The 15,674-nt window shown below is 40.8% G+C and carries 16 protein-coding genes; 9 read left to right on the forward strand and 7 right to left on the reverse strand.

Annotation, left to right across the window (positions count from 1 at the left end):
• The first annotated feature begins 33 nt into the window (after positions 1 to 33).
• The 6 genes from ACO1D1_RS07195 (at position 34) to ACO1D1_RS07220 (ending at position 7,027) form a co-directional block, all read left to right on the forward strand.
• The gene (locus ACO1D1_RS07195; RefSeq protein WP_423335419.1) at positions 34 to 1,254 is read left to right on the forward strand and encodes a PucR family transcriptional regulator; all 1,221 of its coding nucleotides are present in this window, start codon (positions 34 to 36) and stop codon (positions 1,252 to 1,254) included.
• A 19-nt stretch (positions 1,255 to 1,273) separates the two neighbouring features.
• On the forward strand, positions 1,274 to 3,280 hold the full coding sequence (locus ACO1D1_RS07200; protein ID WP_423335420.1) for a molybdopterin-dependent oxidoreductase: 2,007 nt from the start codon (positions 1,274 to 1,276) through the stop codon (positions 3,278 to 3,280).
• Entirely contained in the window at positions 3,273 to 3,809 is a 537-nt protein-coding gene (locus tag ACO1D1_RS07205; protein ID WP_149868459.1) for a 4Fe-4S dicluster domain-containing protein, read from the forward strand. Before ACO1D1_RS07200 ends, ACO1D1_RS07205 begins: the two co-directional genes overlap by 8 nt.
• A gap of 146 nt (positions 3,810 to 3,955) precedes the next feature.
• Positions 3,956 to 5,161, forward strand: coding sequence for an efflux RND transporter periplasmic adaptor subunit (locus ACO1D1_RS07210; protein ID WP_423335421.1), 1,206 nt, complete (start codon positions 3,956 to 3,958; stop codon positions 5,159 to 5,161).
• Positions 5,145 to 5,825 carry an ABC transporter ATP-binding protein gene (locus ACO1D1_RS07215; RefSeq protein ID WP_423335422.1) on the forward strand — a complete coding sequence of 227 codons (681 nt, stop codon included), beginning with the start codon at positions 5,145 to 5,147 and terminating at the stop codon, positions 5,823 to 5,825. The genes ACO1D1_RS07210 and ACO1D1_RS07215 overlap by 17 nt, the downstream gene beginning before the upstream one ends.
• Positions 5,822 to 7,027, forward strand: a complete 1,206-nt coding sequence (locus tag ACO1D1_RS07220) for an ABC transporter permease (RefSeq protein WP_423335423.1) — start codon at positions 5,822 to 5,824, stop codon at positions 7,025 to 7,027. Before ACO1D1_RS07215 ends, ACO1D1_RS07220 begins: the two co-directional genes overlap by 4 nt.
• Positions 7,028 to 7,081: 54 nt before the next feature.
• Here ACO1D1_RS07220 and ACO1D1_RS07225 read toward each other — a convergent pair whose 3' ends face one another.
• Complete coding sequence (locus ACO1D1_RS07225; RefSeq protein WP_423335424.1) at positions 7,082 to 8,059, reverse strand: Rieske 2Fe-2S domain-containing protein; 978 nt, start codon at positions 8,057 to 8,059, stop codon at positions 7,082 to 7,084.
• A 261-nt stretch (positions 8,060 to 8,320) separates the two neighbouring features.
• Here ACO1D1_RS07225 and ACO1D1_RS07230 point away from each other — a divergent pair, with 261 nt between their 5' ends.
• Positions 8,321 to 9,664, forward strand: coding sequence for a uracil-xanthine permease family protein (locus ACO1D1_RS07230; protein ID WP_149868454.1), 1,344 nt, complete (start codon positions 8,321 to 8,323; stop codon positions 9,662 to 9,664).
• A gap of 62 nt (positions 9,665 to 9,726) precedes the next feature.
• Here ACO1D1_RS07230 and ACO1D1_RS07235 read toward each other — a convergent pair whose 3' ends face one another.
• The 4 genes from ACO1D1_RS07235 to ACO1D1_RS07250 form a co-directional block, all read right to left on the reverse strand.
• Entirely contained in the window at positions 9,727 to 10,089 is a 363-nt protein-coding gene (locus tag ACO1D1_RS07235; RefSeq protein ID WP_423335425.1) for a fluoride efflux transporter FluC, read from the reverse strand.
• Positions 10,090 to 10,092: 3 nt separating this feature from the next.
• Positions 10,093 to 10,470, reverse strand: coding sequence for a fluoride efflux transporter CrcB (gene crcB / locus ACO1D1_RS07240; RefSeq protein WP_423335426.1), 378 nt, complete (start codon positions 10,468 to 10,470; stop codon positions 10,093 to 10,095).
• A 75-nt stretch (positions 10,471 to 10,545) separates the two neighbouring features.
• Entirely contained in the window at positions 10,546 to 11,052 is a 507-nt protein-coding gene (locus tag ACO1D1_RS07245) for a DUF2680 domain-containing protein (protein ID WP_190284795.1), read from the reverse strand.
• 139 nt (positions 11,053 to 11,191) lie between these two features.
• Positions 11,192 to 11,551, reverse strand: a complete 360-nt coding sequence (locus tag ACO1D1_RS07250; protein ID WP_149868451.1) for a PepSY domain-containing protein — start codon at positions 11,549 to 11,551, stop codon at positions 11,192 to 11,194.
• Positions 11,552 to 11,743: 192 nt separating this feature from the next.
• On the opposite strand from ACO1D1_RS07250, the gene ACO1D1_RS07255 reads away from it, so the two are divergent.
• Positions 11,744 to 12,184 (forward strand): hypothetical protein, encoded by a 441-nt coding sequence (locus ACO1D1_RS07255; protein ID WP_423335427.1) that lies wholly within the window; start codon positions 11,744 to 11,746, stop codon positions 12,182 to 12,184.
• Between the two features lie 77 nt (positions 12,185 to 12,261).
• The gene (locus ACO1D1_RS07260; protein WP_423335428.1) at positions 12,262 to 13,587 is read left to right on the forward strand and encodes a cation:proton antiporter; all 1,326 of its coding nucleotides are present in this window, start codon (positions 12,262 to 12,264) and stop codon (positions 13,585 to 13,587) included.
• Positions 13,588 to 13,638: 51 nt separating this feature from the next.
• Here ACO1D1_RS07260 and ACO1D1_RS07265 read toward each other — a convergent pair whose 3' ends face one another.
• Both ACO1D1_RS07265 and ACO1D1_RS07270 read right to left on the reverse strand, forming a co-directional pair.
• On the reverse strand, positions 13,639 to 14,793 hold the full coding sequence (locus ACO1D1_RS07265) for an ABC transporter permease (RefSeq protein WP_423335429.1): 1,155 nt from the start codon (positions 14,791 to 14,793) through the stop codon (positions 13,639 to 13,641).
• Positions 14,783 to 15,535 carry an ATP-binding cassette domain-containing protein gene (locus tag ACO1D1_RS07270; protein ID WP_423335430.1) on the reverse strand — a complete coding sequence of 251 codons (753 nt, stop codon included), beginning with the start codon at positions 15,533 to 15,535 and terminating at the stop codon, positions 14,783 to 14,785. Before ACO1D1_RS07270 ends, ACO1D1_RS07265 begins: the two co-directional genes overlap by 11 nt.
• Positions 15,536 to 15,674 lie beyond the last annotated feature (139 nt).

Genomic DNA, 15,674 nt, shown 5'->3' on the forward strand with positions numbered 1-15,674 from the left:
ATACCATTTAAATAGGAGGAAGGTGAATAATTGATGCACACTTCATTTGCTATTCCAAAATTTGTCCAGGAATTATTGACCGTTTCAAGCCAAGGGGTTCACCAGATTATTCAAAAGCTTTGCACCCTTTTATCCCTTCCAGTCCTAGTGGTGGATCCGTTCTATCAGGTTCTTTCTTGTTCAACAGGAAATGATGCAATCGATGAAATTGTGATCATACCAGATCAGCAGCAGGAGTCTCATTCATCCACTCCTGTTTTCAGCTGCCAAATTTCAACCATTCACACTTTAAAGACTGGATTTGCTTGTCCCATAACCTCACATAATAAAAACCTAGGGTATATCGTTATATATAGTAACAACTCGCCATTAGAGGCAGATCTGTATGAAGATACTCTTATGCTTGCTGCTTCTTTATGTGCCGTGCAAATGCAGAAAAATCTAGAAATCAGGCAAGAAAAACAAAAATTTAAGGAAGCCTTTCTTTTTGACCTGCTGTATGGAAACATCAAGCAAAAGAAAGACGTGATTGAATATGGGGACATTTGGGGATGGGATTTTAGTATCCCGCACATTGTCATCGTATTTTCATACAAAGAAGAAAATCACTTTTTCACGAACAAGCACATGGTGAATATGCTGTTGCAAGTTGTAGAAAAAGAGTTGATTTTGCAAAATTTCAAACCAATTGCCATGGCCAAACAAAATCAGGTGGTCACCCTGATTCCGCTGCCAGATGATCATCATAATGAAAACAAAATTATGCTGGAAGCCTTTACTGAGACGATTCTAAAAAAGGCAAAAAAAATGAACTCGGAAGTTGCCATTGCTTGTGGAATCGGGAAAAAGTATATGAATCCCACTGACATCTTTAGAAGTTACCAAGAGGCAAAAGTAGCGCTGGAATTAGGCATCTTATTGAATATTGCAACACCATTATTTACAGATTTGGGCTTAGAACGGATTTTATATAAACATGATCTTCAAGATTTACTGGAATATTACCACCATACATTAGGAAGTTTACTTGAACACGATAAGCACCATGATGGAAACCTCATCGAAACCCTTGAAGCTCTTGCTGCCAATCAATTTGATATGAGTAAAACGGCCAAAGAATCATTTCTTCATCGAAATACACTGCGTTATCGTGTGAAAAGAATTGAAGATATTCTCCAAGTGAAATTGGATGACTTACACGTTCGCTTAGATATTCTGGCAGCTTTCAAAATTAAACAGCTGCGAAAAATATGAGGAATGAAGGTTGTACAAAATGAAAGACGGTATATACAGAAACACCTGTCCGCGCAATTGCTATGGAACTTGCGGCATCTTGTCACATGTTAAAAATGGCCGGCTGATAAAAGTGACCGGGGATCCGAAACACGGGTTTACAAAGGGAAGACTTTGTGCCAAGGGATATGCCTCCACCCAATTTATCTATAATACACAAAGGCTTAAGTACCCAATGATTCAAAGTCCCAGAGGATCTGGAAACTGGAAGAGAATTTCATGGGATGAAGCATATTCTATTATTGCTAGAAAAATCATTGAATTGAATCAGCGGTATGGTTCTAATCTTGCCAGCGGCTACAACAAATTCTCTGGAAATCTTGGATTCCTGCACTATGCGGTTGAGGGGATGTTTAATAGTTTGGGTCCACATACAAAACCTACCGGCAACCCTTGTGCTTTAACAGGTAAACTCGCCGTTAATCATTCCATTGGAGAAAACTACAGCTCTGTTCCCGAAGATATGGCACATGCCAGCCTCATTGTGATCTGGGGGGCGAATCCTGCCGTAACCAATGTCCATCAGATGAAGTTTATTTATGAAGCAAGGCGCAGCGGAGCAAAATTTGTTGTGATTGATCCTATTTTTACGAGAACGGCTGAAAAAGCGGATATCTATATCCAAATCAAACCTGGAACAGATGGATGGCTGGCTTTAGGAATCGCCAAAATCATCATCGAAAAAGGGATTAATGACGAAGAAACCATTCGGAAGCAAACCAATGGCTGGGACCAATATAAGAACTTTATTCAACATCAACTTGATCTTTCTGATGTATTAGAACGAACAGGTGTCCCAATGGAAGCAATGGAAGCACTTGCTGAACTTTACACCCATTCAAAACCTGCGGTCACCTGGAACGGCTTAGGGCTTCAACGTAACGATAAAGGCGGCCATAGTATCAGTGCTATCACCAGTCTTGCGGCTATGACAAATAATCTACGATCTCCAAATGGCGGTTTATACTATATGCATTTTGATATCGACCATTTCCCGCAAAGGCTTGTTAACCATCAAGGGCCTGTTCATCCAACCATTGCTGACTCTAGAGAAGTGGATATTAGTAATTTTTCAAAAAACGCACTTGCTTTAAATGATCCGCCGCTTAAATTCCTTTGGGTAGCGTCAAGAAATATTATTACGCAGGATCAAAACCTTAATACATGGCAGCAATTGTTCAATCAATTAGAGCTCATCGTGACAGTGGATCTTTATTTGACCAAAACGGCGAAACAGTCGGATATTGTGTTACCGGCAGCCTCTCATTTTGAAGAAGAAGATTTAAACGTAGGGTATTGGCATTATTGGTTAGCCCTTAACCAAAAAGCCATCCCTCCTTATTACGAAGCAAAAAGTGATTTACAGATTGCCAGGGAATTGACAAAAAAGCTGAATGACCTCTCCCCAGAGTTTTCTAACTTTCCTTTTGAAAAAGAACCAATTGACTGGATAAAAGAAGAACTTTCACCGGAGATTATGCAACAATATGGACTTACCAGTTATGAGGACTTACTAGAAGGGCCGCAGCAAAAAATAGAAATAAATGACTTTCAGCCGAATCCAGAGAAATTCAAACTTCTTCCGGCAATTGAAGCGCAGTTCCAAGCTGATGACCCTCAGGAGCCATTAACCTATAGACTGTTATCGCCGCAATCATTGTTGAAAATCCATTCTCAATATGAATCGGTATCTTGGTTAGATCATAGAGAGACTGACAATATCATTGAAATCTCTACAAGTGCAGCGAACGAACATGGGATGGAAGATCATACAAATATTGAGATTTACAATGAACACGGGTCCATCTCTGGGGCGCTTAAAATTAATCCAACATTGCCGGCTAATGTGGTGCTATCCTCCCAGGCTGGAAGCAACCCCATTAATCAATTAATCTCCCAAAAGGAAGATAAGGATGCAAGTGGATCTAGTACGTTCTTTTATGACAGCAAAGTGAAAATTAGGAAACGGAGAGATACGCATGTATAAACGGGCCGGATTCATTTTCAATGCGGATGATTGTATCAATTGCAAAGCATGCGAAATTGCCTGCAAAAATGAAAATCAAACCCCTGCCGGCATCCAATGGCGAAGGGTTAAAAAAGCAGCACCTGAACTATATCTATCTATTTCTTGTAATCACTGCGACAGCCCGGAATGTTTCCGTGTCTGTCCGGAAAGAGCATTCACTAAGCGCAAAGATGGCATTGTCCAAATTGATGAAAATCTTTGCACAGGCTGTCAGTTATGTGTCACAGCCTGTCCCTATCAGGCACCACAATTTAATCCTGTAACGCGAAAGGTCAGCAAATGCCAAATGTGCTACCCAAGACAGGATCTCGGAATGGCTCCGGCTTGCGTGGAGGCTTGTACAACAGGCGCGCTCGGCCTGGTAGATTTACAAACGTTTGAAGATGAGCAGACAATCCGTACAATACAAGGTTTCCCTGATATCACCGTTACCTGTCCATCCATCCTCTTCTATCCGTTAAAACCAAGAAAGAGGTATTTTCTTTAATTAAGCAGCTTCTCGTTAATCGCTCAATAGTAAAATGAGCGATTTTTTGATCCCGCTGTTGTAAATAATAGAAAATAATTGAAAAATTCCCCATTTCATTTATAGTAAATGATAGAGATAAATAATAGATTAGACGGGGGTATATTGTGAAGAAAAAGGTTTGGATTTGGGTTGTATCGATAGTTGGATTGCTTGTTATTGGAGGCACAGCTGCCTATTTTATAACCAAAAACGAGGCAAAACCTGCTGGAACTGAAGCCGGTGAAATGGGGATAACCGTTCAAAAAGCTAGTGAACAAGAATTGACGGAAACGATCCTAGTTACCGGAAAAATCGTTCCTGAGAGTGAGCAAAAGGTCTTTTTGGAACCGGATAAGGGAGAAATAAGCGAGTATAAAGTGACAGAAAACCAGATGGTTAAAACGGGTGATCCCTTACTAATCTATGATTCTTCAAAAATAGAAAACGAGCTAAAAAGAGCTGTTCGTGAAAAGGAATTACTACAAAGTAAAGGAAACACGGAAAAAAACCAAATTGCCGATCTAGCGAAACGCATCGCTAATGCGAAAAAGAATTCAGCCACTCCTTCAACCGATGAGGCAGGCGGCGGAACAGATGTAAACCAGCTAACTGCTGAAAAGGTGCAGCTGGAGATGGGATACGAGGGAACAAAAGCAGAGATTGCCTCTGCAGACGACCGCATCAAAGAACTGAATGCCCAGAAAAAAGAAATGACAATTGTCAGCAAGATGGATGGGATTATCGTCAAGGTCAATCAAAACGTGGCGAAAACCGAAGCAGGGGCAGCGGAACCTGTTATTCATATCATTTCAAGCCAGCCATATAAAGTCATTGGTACGATGAGTGAATTTGATGCCGTAAAGATCCAGAATGGACAGCCGGTTATTATCCGTCCAAAGGTTTATAAAGACAGGGAATGGAAGGGTGCCGTTGAATCTGTTTCACAATTTCCAAATGAGGAAGGCGGCGGCGGTGGAGAATTTGGAGGCGCACCCGGCGGCAATGTAACGATGTATCCTTTTAAGGTCGCAATCACTGATGATACCTCTGAGTTACGTCAGGGCTTCCACGTTTCCTTAGAAATTAAAGTCGGCGGATCAGACAAAAAACTGGTAGTTCCACATCCTGCACTAGTTGACGAAGGCGGAATCAAAATTGTTTATATTTTAGCAGATGGAAAGCTTGAAAGACGGGAAGTCAAAACAGGTGCGATGAATGATGAATTCATCGAGGTGGCAGAAGGAGTAAAATCAGGAGAACTTGTCGTCATCACACCTAACGAACAAATGCATGATGGAATGGAAGTGACCTCATTTGATGAAGTTGAGTGAGATCACAAAAGTGTATGGAAAGGGAGCTCTTGAGGTTCCTGTCCTTCATGGAATTGATTTAACGATTGAGGATGGAGAGTTTGTCGCTATTATGGGTCCATCTGGATCAGGGAAATCCACCTTAATGAATATCATTGGCTTCTTAGATTATCCAACTTCAGGTACATTCGAATTAAATGGCAGTCAAGTCGACTCTGCAAAGGAGAGCGTCCTGGCTCGGTTAAGAAATGAACATATCGGATTTGTTTTCCAGCAATTCTTTATGTTTCCAAGAGACAACGCCATCAAAAACGTCGCATCCCCTCTCGTTTATGCAGGTATTTCAAAACGGGAACGGACAGAAAGGGCTAAAAAAATGCTGATTAAGGTCGGCTTGGAAGATCGAATGAAGCATTTACCCAATCAATTGTTGGGCGGACAGAAACAGCGTGTCGCCATCGCTAGAGCCCTCGTCAACAATCCAACGATCATTTTAGCTGACGAGCCTACTGGTGCGCTTGATTCAAAAACAAGTGCACAAATCATGAAGCTGTTTATGCAGCTTAATGAAGAAGGAAAAACAGTTATTGTCGTGACACACGAGGAGGAAATCGCCGCCTATGCCAAACGAATCATTACACTGAAAGATGGCGTGATTACGGATGACCGGAGGGTAGCGCCATGAACATCTTGGAGAGTTTCAAAATTGCCCTTTCGTCGATTTGGAATCATAAAGTTCGGTCGATCTTAACCATGCTTGGGATTATTATCGGAGTTGCCGCTGTTATCATTATTGTTGCGATTGGCCAGGGTACGAGAAAACAAATGACAGATGAATTGTTCGGTACAGATAAAAATGCGATTGATTTGTATTATGAATATGTTCCGCCTGAAGGAGAACCAGAAGCATTTTGGGAAGAGCCGGAATTGACGCAGGAAGATGTCCAAACACTTGCTAATGTTCCAGGTGTGAAGGCTGTCATTGCCATCAACCACGGCTGGGGAACCATGATTCGGGATGATGAGCAGGGGGATATGCAAATTACCGGTGTCGGAGCCGAATTCTTCTCTGCTAAAAGTATTCAGGTTGTAGAAGGACGCGCATTATATGCCGCAGATAATGATGGATTAAATCGGGTTGTCCTGATTGACACTGTGGCAAGAAAGAAATTTTTCAAAGAAAAGGAAAACCCGATTGGTGAAATCATTGACCTAAATGATAATCCCTACAAGGTCGTAGGCGTGTATGAATCACCAATCCCTGAACAATACCGAAATCCTGATGGCGGTGAAATGCTTATGCCCCGTGCGGTGATATCGATGATGTTCGGCAACCGGGAAATCGAACAATTATCAGTGATTGCCAGTGATCCTGAAAAGGTTTCTGAAACCGGGAAACTGGCTGCTAAAACTCTGACAGAACAAAAAGGACTGGAAGATGGGAAATACGCTACAAACGACTTTGCGGATTATGAAAAAGAATTAAACACGATGATCTCCTTGCTGACTTTACTCATTGGCAGTATCGCCGGAATCTCCCTCTTGGTTGGCGGAATCGGCGTGATGAATATTATGCTTGTTTCCGTAACGGAAAGAACGAGAGAAATAGGACTTCGGAAAGCTATTGGAGCGACAAGAAAGAAAATCCTTCTGCAATTTCTAATTGAGGCGATCACCTTAACCTCTTTAGGCGGACTGCTTGGCATAGGACTAGCGGCAATCGGAACCATTTTAGTTTCGCAATTCTCTCCAATTGTGGCAACGGTCAGTCCCTTAATCGTCTTAATTGGCGTCAGCTTTTCTGCTTTAATCGGGATCATCTTCGGAATCCTCCCGGCTAATAAGGCGTCAAAGCTTAGCCCAATCGATGCTCTAAGATATGAATAAGAAAACGGGTCAATCACTCATTGCTTTAACGCAAGAGGGATTGACCCGTTTTTTTTAATCTGTACCTAGAGTTACGCCAAGTTTTTTTAAATATTGTCGATAGGCGATGCTCATCCGGTCACATTTCAATGATAGTTCTACCTGTAAATCAAGCGGCAGGTCCTCTGGTTTCTGATTTTCAACGATAGGCTTGTCCTGGGCGAAAATCATATCCTGGAATTCGATGATTTCTTGGTCGCTTGTTCCCGTCTCATAGTTAAATGACATAATTCCATAGGCAATCGACTTGCGTTCTGCAATTGGCAGGATGGTTAGCAGGATGGTCATCTTGTTTTCCGTATCCGGATCTCTTTTTGTGAAAAGAACGGTCAGCGGTCGAACGATTTCATAGGTATAAAAAACATCCTTCGATTGTCCGGACCCATCCGGGTCGGGCTGGAAAATGGCGATTTCATCTGAAAAAATCCGTTCCCCTTCCATATGAACATCGTAATCTCCAATGACAGGGTGTTCCTGTACCCCAAGAAACCCTTCATGGATAAATGAAAGATGGCCGACATCCAAGAAATTCTCGACAATTCTTGGCGGATTAGCATTTACCTCCTGCGGACCCCACAAGACAGTACGATAATTACCATCCGCATATTGAGGGTAATCAAAGAATGCCGGGTTATTGTTGTTTAGATTAATCCACACAAATCCATATGCTTCCCTGCATGTATACTTTATTGCCTTTGCTTTTAATGGAATCGATCTTCCTTCAGGGAGCTGCGGTATTTTTGTACATGTACCGGCAGAATTATATTCCCAGCCATGGTAAGGACAAACGAGATTTCCGTCCTTTACGCAGCCTAAAGATAAAGCCGCGCCTCGGTGAATACATAGATCCTTAAAGGCGTGTATTCCTTCTTCATTGCGGAAGAAAACAACCCGCTCTCCCAAAATCGTTACCTGCAACGGCTCTTCTTTGACATCCTCTATCTTACAAGCAACGATCCAGTCACTGCGTAAAACATTGTCTTCCAAAATCATCTTTACGATACCATCCCTTCAAATTCCTAATATTACTTATATTTTATGAAGCATTTCCGTTAAAGTCAACCCAAAACACGAACATTATATAAAAATAATATATAATTATACGTAAATTACTGTTTACAACCACTAAATAATTATTTATAATTCAAGTGAAGTTTCTAACATAACTGTAGTGAAAAATGCTATTTTATCTAATCTTACATTCTTTTATTGTTTAATGGTTTCAAACAAATTTAAAGTAGAGGAGAATATTACGTGGTCCAAAAAGAGCAAAACACGAACATTGCCGTAGGCATCGATGAAAAAATCAGCTGGGGAAGGGCTTTTTTACTTGGCATGCAGCATGTTCTCGCGATGGATTTATATATCGCCCCAATCATCATTGCTGGTTTACTATCATTGGATTCGATGAATACTACCTTTTTCATTCAAATGTGTTTTTTAGCGGCTGGACTGGCAACACTGATCCAAACCATTGGCGGTCTTCGGCTGCCCGTTGTTCAGGGTCCCTCTTATGTCCCAATTGGTGCGTTGGCAGCAATCGGCGGCAAGCTTGGATTAGGTGCTGTATTCGGCAGTCTTCTTCCAGGGGCATTGATTATTGCACTAATTGGGTATCCATTAAAATGGTTTGCTAAAGCCGTACAAAAAATTATTCCACCGCTTGTTGGAGGAACGGTCATCGTCATTGTCGGAATCTCATTAATGCCTAATGCTTTTAATAGTATTTATCACGCACCTGGAAATGTTGGGCACAATGTAATCATCGCCTTTGTTTCCGCTGCGGTATTAATCATCTGTATTCTTCTTGGACGTAAAACAAAGGGGTACGGTACATTTTTCCGCCTAGTGTCTGTTATCCTGGCGATTATCGCTGGCACGATTACTGCAACACTATTTGGAACCGTTGATTTCTCTACTGTAAAACAAGCATCTTGGATTTCGTTTCCGAGCTTTTTCCCATTCGGAAAACCAGTATTTAATTTACAAGCGATTTTAACCATGGTATTTATTTATTTGGTAATCTTAATTGAAACAACAGGCACTTGGTTCGTCGTATCAACCGTTACTGACAGTAAACTAGATGAAAAAAGATTGAACCGGGCATCTGTCGGCGAAGGTCTAGGCTGTTTCGTCGGATCTCTTTTCGGGGGTACACCTATGACAGGTTATTCTTCTAATGCGGGTATTATTGCGATTACGGGGGTTGCCAGCAGAATGGCGATTATCGCTGCAGGAATTATTTTGGTCGCATTAGGACTCATTCCTAAACTATCGGCCATCATTACATGTGTCCCAGAACCTGTCATTAACGGGATCTTCGGGGTTGTCTGTGTGGCGATTGTCATGAACGGTTTAAAAGTCATTCAGCATGTTGTCATCGATGACCGTAATATGATGGTAATCGGAGTGCCAATCCTCTTGACTGTAGGAACAATGGTTCTTCCAAAAGAAATCTTAAACAGCGTTCCTGATTTTGCAAACTATATTCTCTCTTCCGGAACTGCGGTTGGCGCGATTGCTGTCGTCATTCTAAATTTAATTATCCCGAAAGAACGAGAGAAAACCGTTCCGACAGGGAAAGAATCGTTAACATAAGTGTGATAAAGAAGAAGGATTAGTCCAAATCAGGACTAATCCTTTCTTCTTTATTTGATCTGCTAGCTGCTCCCGAACAAATATCCCCAATGGGCAGCAAGAATACACGCCACATACATGGAAGCACCGTATAGAAAAAAGCGGGAACATTTTCCTCCATTTTCAAGCTGCAGCAACTCGTAATTAAAGGTGGAAAAGGTCGTAAATGAAGCTAGAAAACCGACCGAAAGAAAATTCATTTGATCCGCAGAAAAATAGTTTGCGCCATAAATGAATCCTAGAGTAAAGGAACCTGAGACATTAATCATAAATGTAGCAGTTGGAATCGAAAGGACTGTCCACTTCGAGAACAAATTGCTAAGGAAGAAACGAGAAATGGCACCGAAAAATCCTCCTGCACCTATTATCAGTAGAAATTTCATCATGACTTAATACGGCCCTTTCTCGATTTTCATTGCAAGGGCATGTCCAAGATGAACAAAACAATAACCGCCAATGATTGTCAAAAGCGTATAAATAGCGCTTGTTTGAAGTCCCCAATTTCTATATAAGTCCAGCACTTTCACACTAAAGGTAGAAAAGGTAGTATAGGAACCCAAAAAACCTGTGGCAAAACCAATTCTTATTACAGGTGAAAAACGCTCTGAGTTCAATGATAAGAAAAAGCCAATCATAAAACAGCCTGAAAGATTGACAAGTAAGATACCTGAGGAGAGAGGAAGAACGGTTCGGGAAAGGAAATCATCTAAAAAAAACCGCACAAAAGTACCTAAAACCCCTCCCAAGCCCACAACAAAATATACCATATTTATCACTTCTTTTTTTCTACTACTATATTCCAAGGGTAATAAAGAAATGCTAATATGGCATGAAAAAGTGCTTTAATCACGGTCAATATTATACCATTCTTCCTCCCACTCATCTTCTTCCCACTCACTGCACCATTTATAGTTTCTTTTGGCAAAGGTCAGTATGTAGTTCTTCAGCATGCTATGGCGAACAGCTGCTTGCTCGTCTGTTAAAGCCCCAGCCCATGCATACGTTTCTATTAAAGCGTGATAATCCTTATAAATACGATGGTAAATCTGGTCAAGGCGCTTTTTTTGCTCTACTGTATACTGCATATCCTTTGTACAGTTCAGATCATCTTCCAAATTTTCTGGTTTTAGTTCAATGTCATCGTCATCTTCCACTTTCTGCTTTTTCGACTTCCCTTTTGTAACCGATTTATTCTCTTTTTTAGTATTTTCAGTAGTAACAGGACTGGGCTTTGTCTTTCCCTCATTTCCTTCTATTTCCTTACTAGTAGACGCTTCCGCTAAAGCTGGTATTTCATATGTCAAATAGCAACTGAAACATAATAAAATAACCACAAACTTTTTTATCATCAATCTGCTCCTTTTTTAAAATATAAGAATTTATAAGTTTCGGCTTTGATAAATGTCTAGCTACAGGGCGCTTTCGCCTTTCTTATAAATAGCTAAAGTTGCATATCAAAGGTGACATGCAACTTTTTGTTAATTTCTTTTAATCATCACCGTGATCATCATCATGATCATCTCCATGGTCATCATCATGATCATCGTGATCATCGCCATTGCGTGATCCTTCCTGTTCTACCTCAATCACTTGGCCAGTCTTAGCGTCAATTTCCACTTCATACATGGAACCGGATTTTTTTATGATGACCTCATAATATTGGCGTCCATCATCCTCTTCCAGCTTAACCATGACAACTTCCCCTTTTACTTTACCCAATGCAATTTCTTTTGCTTGCTTTTCAGAAATATGGGTTTGTTTCGGGGCTGCCTTGGCAAGACCCCCCTGAAAATAGGCTCCATACCCCAGTGGAATTACTAGCGCTAACAATAAGATTAGCTTTTTCAATCTCTACCACTCCTTTTTATTTTTTTATATTTTGTGTATTAGTAATAGTCTTCATTCATCTCGATGAACATTTTTTTAAAATGCTGCTATGCACCTTGTCCTAAAAATGGGCGTTTAAACTGGGACAAAGCCGTTACATAACAGATGCGGAATGCACTTAATACAGTAATATCTATTTTTAGTTGGAGGAGAATGAAAAATGGGATAAGCACGTGGTTTATTCTTAAAAAAATTAAAGAATGGTATCGGGACAGATGGTTCAATCACATTAACAAAAATGGAGACGACTATATAAATTGGGGTTTGGGAATTGAGGTGCCTTTTTTTTCAAGTTCAAAGTTTACAATAAAAAATAATACAGTCACCATCATTGGTTCGCAAATTACACATGATCGTTCATGGCCAATCAAATACTCGATTGTAAAAATGAGCAAATTAGGTACTTCGATAAAATACTTTGACAGTGTCACTGTGTATGGAGATCAATCAGATACAGAATTCTTCCACAATTTCCATCTTCCGAATGGCTCGGGCTATCAATTGCTCATCTTTAATTATTATCAATATCATTCAATCGGGCGATTACGAATGCTTCAAACGAATGAACAAATAGAAAATGAACCCATTTTGTGACAAACCTTCATTCGCCCACTACCTTAGGACAACTTCTGCATACCTTAAACTAATCTAACTAGGAGTTGACCATAAAATTGTTTAGTTTGACTAGCGCTGAAATAAGTCATTTTCTCTTAGCAATGGGTTGTTTACTCGCAATGGCACATTTATTAGGATATTTAGCTGAACGAATCTATATACCCCGCGTCATTGGGGAAGTGGCTGCAGGCTTAGTACTTGGACCTACTTTACTAGGACATGTTTTCCCCGAGGCGTTTAAATGGCTGTTTCTTGGTTTTCCGACAGAGGAAAAGTTATTTGGGTTATTATATCAATTTGGTTTATTGATGTTGATGTTTTGTTCGGGGCTAAAATTTCAAACTAGATTTAATAAGGAGGATATCAAAATCACCACTGCTTTAGCAGTCGGTGCAACCATTCCAGCCTTTATTGTTGGCTGGTTTGCTGCTGATATTTTTAATATTTCCCCTTATCTAGGTACGGCCAATAATCCTTTAGCCATAAAAATCGTCATCGCTATTTCCATTGCGATTACCTCTATTCCAGTTATTTCCAAAATATTTAACGATCTTGGCATTATGCATACAAGGTTTGCAAAGATAGTGATTGCATGCGCAGGATTCCATGATATTCTGCTTTGGGTTGCCCTTGGTTTCGCCACTGCCATTGCCAGTAATGGGGGTGCTTTCACCGTTAGTACAGCCCTGAAAAGTGTGGGGATATCGCTTGGATTTATTATCGGAACCTTTATCTTAGGTTATGTTCTTTTTAAGCGACTAACCGTCATTAAACAAAACCTGTTATTTCGATCCTCTAACCTTGGATATTTCTTGTTTATCATGTTTATGCTTGCATCACTTGCCGGCACTCTTCATGTGGAAACCATTTTCGGTGCACTTTTGGCAGGAATTATTGCGAATGTTGCTTTGCCAAAAGCATTATCGGGCCGACTGGAGCAAGGGGTCAGCAATATTTCCTTCTCTTGGTTTATCCCCATCTATTTTGCAACGGTGGGATTACAATTAGACCTTATCAGACACTTTAACCCACTTTTCTTCCTTGCCTATTTCTTATTTGCAACCTTAACACAAACATTGGCCGTCTATATCACCTCGCGTACGATTAAACAGGATCGTTTAACCAGCTTTAACTTAGGGGTTGCGATCAATGACCGTGGAGGCCCCGGAATAGTCCTTTCCTCCGTTGCCTACGCCGCAGGAATTATTAATCAGGAGTTTTTTGCTATCCTTGTTATGTTAGCGCTTATTACTTCCTGGATTCCTGGAACCTGGCTTCGAATCGTAGTCAAAAAGAAATGGAGACTGATGCCTGGAGATGAAAATCTAACTCCACAGCCAAGAGATGATGGAAAAATTAAATCGATTAATAAATATGTATAGAAGAGGCACAGTCCCCCGCCCGTTACTGTGGCAGAGGACTGTGCCATTTACTTAGTTCATTACCCATTTATCTTTCAAAAATAAAATTCTCCCTACAATAAAGATGATAATCAGGCTGGCCAAATTGCTTGTGAGTGCGACGAGGATGTGCTCATAATCGATTATGCCAAAAACTAATTCTTTCAACAGGCTGAACAGGTTCATGATTGGAATGGCAAAGTGCTGAAAGGATAATTCGTTTACACCGATACCTGATAGAATCATCGCTGGGAACATAGAGAGCATCATAACTGGAGTACTGTAGCTTTGTGCCTCCTTTACCGTCTTACCGATCACACTTGTAAGCATGAGAAGAGATGCAGTAAACATCGCATAGATAGAAACCAACACAGCTAAAGTGATAATAACACCCGCGTTATCTCCTAAGGAAACAGACTTTTTCAGATTCTCTGTTAATAAACTGATCTCTAATGCAACTACCACTAAGGTGATAATTCCAGTAATTGAACCGACCGAGGCAATTGTCAGCCATTTCGAGATCATTAGTGATGACCGCTTAACCGGCGTCATTAATAATGCTTCCATCGTCTTCTTCTCTTTTTCGCCGGCAAATAGATCGGCTGCTGCAGGGCTCGATCCGACCCCTATGGCAATAGCTAGCATTAATGGAATAAGCATAGCGAGCAAGTTGGCATTGGGATTTTGATCTGACATTTCCTTTTGTTCAATTGTAAACGGCTCAACTACGTTTGGATCGGTTCCCTGTGACTGGAGCCGGTCTGAAATAATCGTCTTCTCATAAAAACTAAGTGCATTTTGGACAATGCTCTGCAAATTAGATGACTTTTGACTAAAGGAATCTCCGATTATCGTTACAGTTGCTTTTTCCCCATTTTCAATATGGCTGTTAAAATTAGGGTCAAGAATCAGCGCCGCCTGGACTTTCCCCTCCTTCAAAACCGCATCAGGATTTGCCGCTTTGACAAGTTCAATATTCTTAAAGCCTGCAAAAATCTCTTCTATCTCGTGACCAACTGAATCATTTACCGCAAGTTTATAATTTTCACCTTCCCCATCAGAAATTAATTTTTCATAGAAAAAGGTTAATCCAGACATCATGATGATTGGCAGCAGCACGGTCAGTAATAGTGTTCTGCGGTCGCGGAAGCAGTCTTTTATTTCTTTTAAATAGATTTTAAGAAGCATAGTGTTCGTTCCCCCTTACAAGCTTGCTCATAAAGATATAATTTAAATCCCGGCTGCCCTCTGACTGATATAATGCTTCAAGGTTGCCATGATAGACTAATTCACCTTTATGCATCATCGCAACGGAGTCGCACAAAAGCGAAACTTCCTCCATAATATGGCTTGAAAAAATGATCGTCTTACCCTCACGCTTCAGCTGATGAACAAGCTGGCGGAACACATTGGAAGATGTAATATCTAACCCGGTTGTCGGTTCATCAAAAAGAATAATCTCCGGATTATGAATCAGTGTTCTCGCAATCGCCACCTTCTGGCGCATTCCTTTTGAGAAGCCGCCCACTTTCCGATTGAGATAATCTCGCATGCCGAACATCCGTGACAAATCATCAATGCGTACCTTTGTTTCATGCTTGCTTAATCCATAAAGCGCGGCAAAGTATTCTAGATTTTCTAATGCGGTTAATCGGTCATATAGCCCTGTTTCACCACCAAATAGGACCCCGATCCTTTTTTTCACTTCATCTGGACTCGTAGTCGTGCCGTGACCAGCAACGGTTATCAACCCTTCTGTCGGCGTCAGCAGTGTAGCAATCGTTCGAAGTAACGTTGTTTTACCAGCTCCATTCTCCCCAAGCAGTCCGACTACCTGCCCTTCTTTTATAGAAAAAGTAACATTCTTCAGTGCTGTGACAAATTTCTTTTTATCTTGAAATTTCTTTGTTACCTCATGGATTTCAATCATTTCGTTCCACCCCATCTGTTCTTGTTCTTGATGTCATCATACAAATAATCTTGAGGGAAATCTGCACTTATGTCGTGAATCGTCCATTTCCTGTCGCGAAAATGCCAAATCCACCATAAAAGTGGTAAAATAAAGAAGA

Origin of the sequence: Neobacillus sp. 19, assembly GCF_049463095.1 — a bacterium.
Lineage (GTDB): Bacteria > Bacillota > Bacilli > Bacillales > Cytobacillaceae > Neobacillus.